Source organism: Nocardia cyriacigeorgica, from assembly GCF_010858045.1.
In the GTDB taxonomy this organism is placed as follows: domain Bacteria; phylum Actinomycetota; class Actinomycetes; order Mycobacteriales; family Mycobacteriaceae; genus Nocardia; species Nocardia cyriacigeorgica_E.
The window spans coordinates 1-6,440 of record NZ_JAAGVC010000079.1 but is presented as its reverse complement, the minus strand read 5'-3'; the positions used below and the strand labels follow the sequence as shown (position 1 = coordinate 6,440).

Here is a 6,440-nt window from a genome sequence, read left to right as displayed (position 1 = left end):
GGTTACTAGAGCTGCCGCCTGCCCAGTCTTCGCCACTACCGCCTAACGCTGTACAAACGACGACATTCCGCCCCCCGATTACCCCGATCTGCCCGACGATCCGGGCCCTGGCGAGTACAGCGGCGCGCCGATCCCGCCGCCGACGCCGGAGGAAGAGCAGGAGATGCTGGCCGAATCCGCGCGGCCGGTGGCGCCGGGAGACCGGCAGGACCCGGATGAGGTCGCCCTGCAATTGCTCGCCTCCGAGCTGGGTGCCGTCAGGTTGGAGTGAGGCGCATCGCACCCGGCCAGAGGGTTGACAACCACTGCCCGCCCGACGTTAAGTTAACCGGAGTTCGCATCCGGCGGTAGTATGTGCGGGTGGCCGCGAGCTCATGCGAGGCGAGGTTCTATCGTATGCCCAGGCGTACGGGCGACCTTGTCTTGCGTCGGCAGGCCCATGTCCTCGTTTGTACAGCGTTAGGCGGTAGTGGCGAAGACTGGGCAGGCGGCAGCTCTAGTAACCACCGCGGTTGCGTGAGCAGCGCAAATTGAACATGGGCGGTGTGAGCGTGGTGGCACGACTGGCACCGGGAGTACCGCGAATTGAATACACACGGTCGGTCTCATGGCCGGTCGGCGAGGTTACCCGCGCCGGTGCCGCCTAGTGCGGTCCGGGCGCAACCCTAGGAAGGAAACACTCCGATATGACCACAGAGGCCTACATTTTCGAGGCCATCCGCACCCCGCGCGGCCGCAACAAGAAGGGGTCGCTGCACTCGGTCAAGCCGATCGACCTCACCACGGGTCTGGTTCAGGAGCTGCGCAATCGCTTCCCGAACCTCGACGAAGACCGGATCTCGGATCTGATCCTCGGTGTCGTTTCCCCGGTCGGTGACCAGGGCGCCGATATCGCCCGCACCACCGTGCTCACCGCGGGCCTGCCCGACACCGTCGGCGGCTTCCAGCTCAACCGCTTCTGTGCCTCCGGCCTCGAGGCCGTGAACCTGGCCGCGCAGAAGGTGCGCTCGGGCTTCGACGATCTGGTGATCGCCGGTGGCGTCGAGTCGATGTCGCGCGTGCCGATGGGCTCCGACGGCGGTGCGTGGGCCATGGACCCGGCCACCGCCTACGACACCTACTTCGTGCCGCAGGGTGTGTCCGCCGACCTGATCGCCACCATCGAGGGCTTCTCCCGCGAGGATGTCGACGCCTACGCCGTGCGCTCGCAGGAGCTGGCCGCCAAGGCCACCTCGGGCGGCTACTTCGCCAAGTCGATCGTTCCCGTGAAGGATCAGAACGGCCTGGTCGTGCTCGACAACGACGAGCACATGCGTCCCGGCACCACCCTGGAAGACCTCGCCAAGCTGAACCCCTCCTTCGCCGGTCTGGGCGAGATGGGCGGCTTCGACGCGGTGGCGCTGCAGAAGTTCCACTTCGTGGAGAAGATCAACCACGTCCACCACGGCGGTAACAGCTCCGGCATCGTCGATGGCGCCGCGCTGCTGCTGATCGGTACCGAAGAGGCAGGTAAGGCCTCCGGCCTGACCCCGCGCGCCCGCGTCGTGGCCACCGCCACCAGCGGCGCCGATGCCACCATCATGCTGACCGGCCCGACCCCGGCCGCGAAGAAGGCCCTGGCCACGGCCGGCCTGACCATCGACGACATGGACCTGGTCGAGATCAACGAGGCCTTCGCCTCGGTGGTGCTGAAGTTCCAGAAGGACCTGAAGGTTCCGGACGAGAAGCTGAACGTCAACGGTGGCGCGATCGCCATGGGCCACCCGCTGGGTGCCACCGGCGCGATGATCACCGGCACCATGGTCGACGAGCTGGAGCGCCGCAACGGCCGCTACGCGCTGATCACCCTGTGCATCGGCGGCGGCATGGGCGTGGCCACCATCATCGAGCGCGTCTGACCCCCAACCGATACTTCACAAGGAGAAAGAAACTGTGAGCGAGACCAACATGATCGGTTGGGAGCAGGATTCGGACGGCATCGTCGTGCTGACGATGGACGACCCGAACCAGAGCGCCAACACGATGAACGACCTGTACAAGAAGTCGATGACCGCGACGGTCGAGCGGCTCGAGGCCGAGAAGGACAACATCACCGGTGTGGTGCTGACCTCGGCCAAGAAGACCTTCTTCGCCGGTGGCGACCTGAAGAACATGATGAAGGTCGGCAAGGACGACGCTCAGGCCCTCATGGATGAGCTCGGCCAGATCAAGGGCGCCCTGCGTCGCCTGGAGACCCTCGGCAAGCCGGTCGTCTCCGCCATCAACGGCGCCGCCCTCGGTGGTGGCCTGGAGATCACCCTCGCCACCCACTACCGGATCGCGGCGGATGTGCCCGGTGTGCAGCTCGGTCTGCCCGAGGTCACCCTCGGCCTGCTGCCCGCCGGCGGCGGCGTCATCCGCACCGTGCGCATGCTCGGCCTGCAGGGTGCGCTCATGCAGGTGCTGCTGCAGGGCCAGAAGTACCGGCCCGCGAAGGCCAAGGAGATCGGCCTGATCAACGAGGTCGTCGGCTCGGTCGAGGAACTGGTCCCCGCCGCCAAGGCGTGGATCAAGGCCAACCCCGAGGGTGGCGTCCAGCCGTGGGACAAGAAGGGCTTCAAGATCCCCGGCGGCACCCCGTCCTCGCCCGCGTTCGCGGCGAACCTGCCGGCCTTCCCGGCCAACCTGCGCAAGCAGATCAAGGGCGCGAACATGCCCGCTCCGCGCGCGATCATGTCCGCCGCGGTCGAGGGTTCGCAGGTCGACATCGACAACGCCTCGCTGATCGAGTCGCGCTACTTCGTGCACCTGCTCACCGGCCCGGTCGCCAAGAACATGATCCAGGCGTTCTTCTTCGACCTGCAGTCGATCAACAACGGTGGCTCGCGTCCGGCCGATGTGCCCAAGCGTGAGATCAAGAAGGTCGGCGTGCTCGGCGCGGGCATGATGGGCGCCGGTATCGCCTACGTGTCGGCCAAGGCCGGCTACGAGGTCGTGCTCAAGGACGTCACCCTCGAGGCCGCCGAGCGTGGCAAGGGCTACTCGGAGAAGATCGAGGCCAAGGCCCTCTCCCGGGGTAAGACCACCGAAGAGAAGTCCAAGGCGCTGCTGGACCGGATCAAGCCGACCGCGGACGCGGCCGACTTCGCCGGTGTCGACTTCGTCATCGAGGCCGTCTTCGAGAACACCGAGCTCAAGCACAAGGTGTTCCAGGAGATCGAGGACATCGTCGACGCGGACGCCCTGCTCGGCTCCAACACCTCCACCCTGCCGATCACCGGTCTGGCGACCGGCGTGAAGCGCCAGGAGGACTTCATCGGCATCCACTTCTTCTCGCCGGTCGACAAGATGCCGCTGGTGGAGATCATCAAGGGTGAGAAGACCTCGCCCGAGGCGCTGGCGCGGGTGTTCGACTACACCCTCGCGATCAAGAAGACCCCGATCGTCGTCAACGACAGCCGCGGCTTCTTCACCTCGCGCGTCATCGGCACCTTCGTCAACGAGGCGATCGCCATGCTCGGTGAGGGCATCGCGCCCGCGACCATCGAGCAGGCGGGTCTGCAGGCGGGCTACCCGGCCGCGCCGCTGCAGCTGTCGGATGAGCTGAACATGAAGCTCATGCTGAAGATCGCCAAGGAGACCGAAGAGGCCATCGCGCGTGGTGAGGTCACCATGGGCAAGGAGCGTCACCCGGCCATCGACGTCATCGAGTTCATGGTGAACTCGGGTCGCCCGGGCCGCCTGGAGAAGGCCGGCTTCTACGACTACGACGAGAACGGCAAGCGCATCGGCCTGTGGTCCGGCCTGGCCGAGCACTACAAGTCGAACATCGGCTTCGGTGTGCCGATCCAGGATCTGATCGACCGCATGCTGTTCATCGAGGCGATCGAGACCCAGAAGTGTTTCGACGAGGGCGTGCTGGAGAAGACCGCCGACGCCAACATCGGCTCGATCTTCGGCATCGGCTACCCGGCCTGGACCGGTGGTGTGCACCAGTTCATCGTCGGCTACCCGGGCGGCCAGGAGGCCTTCGTGGCTCGCGCCGACGAGCTGGCCAAGACCTACGGTGCGCGTTTCGAGGTTCCGGCTTCGCTGCGCAAGTAGTCATCGCTCGCGGTCGCTGATCGCGAAAGGCAAGGCCCGTCACCGTGTTTCGCGGTGGCGGGCCTTCGCCGTCCGGTGCCGGTTTCCGGCCGGATCGGCGGTGCCGGACCCGAGCTCACCCGGGCCGCGGGCCGGCGGTGAGGCGGCGGCTAACGTCGGGTGGGTGGAATTCGGCGAGCATATCGAGCAGCTCACGGCGCATGCCGCGGCCCTGCGATCGGACGTGGTGGCCTGCGGCCCCGATCCTGCGGTGCCCACCTGTCCGGGATGGACTGTGCGGCAACTGGTTCGGCATCTCGCGCGGGTGTACCAGTGGGTCGAACAGGCCTTGCGCAGCGAGCCCGGTGTAGCGGAACCGCCGCGCGCGGAGGAGCCTCCGGTCGAGTGGCCGGAGCTGATCGACTACTGGGACGCCCGGCTGACGGCAGTGCTCACCGCATTGACCGAACTCGGCCCGGACGCTCCCACCTGGGTCTTCGCCGGCGCCGATACCGCGACCGCGCGTTTCTGGGCGCGCAGGCAGGCCCACGAGACCGCCATCCACCGGCTCGATGCCAGGCATGCCAGGATCGGTTCGGTCGACCCAGGCGCTGTCGGCGAGCTCTTCGACACCCGCTTCGCCGCCGACGGGATCGATGAGGCGCTGCGGGTGACCATCCCGCGCCAGTTGCGCCGCATTCCACCGCCCCGCGGCGGCAGCGTCCTCGTGCACGCGGTCGATACCGATCTCGCCTGGACCGTGCGGCTCTCGACCGACGGCGAACCGCTGCGGGTCAGCCTCGGCGGCCCGCCGACCCCCGCGGACGCCTCGCTGAGCGGCGCCGCCGACCAGGTGTACCGCGCGGTCTGGCAGCGCCCGAGCCGGGCCGTCCGGCGCGGTGATCTGGGACTGACCGCCGCCCTCACCCCACCCTGATCGGATCGCCCGCCACGCGGGACGGGAAACCCACCCACACCGTCGCGCACCGAGCTACGTTGGAGGTGCGCAGAGGATTCGGATACCGGAGCCACTCCGGGTCCGGAGGCCGAGCGCACGACGGCCGTCGGGCGATCCGCTCGACCGCCCGAGAACAGGATGTGCTCGTCGGCCGCCGATTCGTCGGGAGTGCGAGGTGGTGAGATGGATCCACGGGCGCGTTCGGACCGCGCGAGCGAGTCGGGCAGCGTCGTCTCCGATACGGCGCGCTGGCAGCCCGACCTCGCCACGCGATCACCTGGCCCCGAGTCCGAGGCCGACACGGAACCGGCCGAATCCGATGCCGCCGCCGGCGCGGACCCGGTAGCCGGTGCTGCCGACGAAACCGGCGCCGCCGCCAGGCCGGCCGTCTCCGGCAATGGCGACACCGGCACCCGGCCAGAAGACCGCGACACCCAGGAGAACAATCCCATCGCCATCGAGGACGAACTCGAGGCCATGGGCCTGTCGGGCGCGCGCGAGATCGGGCACGGCGGCTTCGGCGTCGTCTACCGGTGCGTACAGCGCGCGCTCGACCGGGTCGTCGCGGTGAAGGTGCTGTCCTCCGATATCGACGACGAGAGTCGCGAACGCTTCCTGCGCGAGGAACACGCGATGGGCCGGCTGTCCGGGCACCCGAACATCGTCGACATCCTCCAGGTCGACGTCACCGCCACCGGCAGGCCGTTCATCGTCATGCCGTATGCCACCCGAGGTTCGCTGGAGGTCGTCGTCCGCGACAACGGCCCGCTCACCTGGTCGGACACGCTGCGCGCCGGGGTGAAACTGGCCGGCGCGATCGAGAGCGCGCACCGGGCGGGCATTCTGCACCGCGACGTCAAACCGGCCAATGTGCTGCTCAGTTCGTACGGCGAACCGCAGCTCACCGATTTCGGTATCGCCAGGGTGCCCGGTGGGTTCCGCACCTCGAGCAGCATGATCACCGGTTCACCCGCGTTCACCGCGCCCGAGGTGCTCAAGGGTGATGAGCCGACGGTCCGCTCGGACGTCTACGGGCTCGGCGCGACACTGTTCGCGCTGCTCACCGGCCACGCGGCGTTCGAACGTCAGGCGGGGGAGAAGGTGGTGGCGCAGTTCCTGCGGATCACCACCCAGCCCGTCCCCGACCTGCGCGAACAAGACATCCCCTCCGACGTGGCCGCGGCCGTCGAACACGCGATGGCGCAGAACCCGGACGATCGCCCCGCCTCGGCCTACGAGTTCGGCGAGACACTGCGTGCGATCCAGCGCGCGCACGGGCAGATGGCCGACGAGATGGCCCTGCTGGACACCACCGACGAATCCGATGCCGCGCCCGCGCAGGGCGGCCGCACCGCGGTCACCGCGCGCCGCAGCTGGCCGCTGAACCTGAGCCCGCCCACCCCGCGCCCCGGCTACGACC

The 6,440-nt window shown here is 68.2% G+C and carries 4 protein-coding genes; all 4 read left to right on the top strand.

The features are described from left to right. The first annotated feature begins 686 nt into the window (after positions 1 to 686). Positions 687 to 1,898, top strand: coding sequence for an acetyl-CoA C-acetyltransferase (locus GV790_RS28560; RefSeq protein ID WP_138447751.1), 1,212 nt, complete (start codon positions 687 to 689; stop codon positions 1,896 to 1,898). 34 nt (positions 1,899 to 1,932) lie between these two features. Continuing rightward, entirely contained in the window at positions 1,933 to 4,083 is a 2,151-nt protein-coding gene (locus tag GV790_RS28555) for a 3-hydroxyacyl-CoA dehydrogenase NAD-binding domain-containing protein (protein ID WP_163817893.1), read from the top strand. Between the two features lie 163 nt (positions 4,084 to 4,246). Next, on the top strand, positions 4,247 to 4,999 hold the full coding sequence (locus GV790_RS28550; RefSeq protein ID WP_163817891.1) for a maleylpyruvate isomerase family mycothiol-dependent enzyme: 753 nt from the start codon (positions 4,247 to 4,249) through the stop codon (positions 4,997 to 4,999). A gap of 204 nt (positions 5,000 to 5,203) precedes the next feature. After that, the coding region (locus GV790_RS28545; RefSeq protein ID WP_163817889.1) for a serine/threonine-protein kinase at positions 5,204 to 6,440 on the top strand (1,237 nt) is incomplete at its 3' end.

Bases quoted from the DNA above. Each gene is read 5' to 3' on its own strand.
- GV790_RS28560 (WP_138447751.1), top strand. From the start codon at position 687: ATGACCACAGAGGCCTACATTTTCGAGGCCATCCGCACCCCGCGCGGC.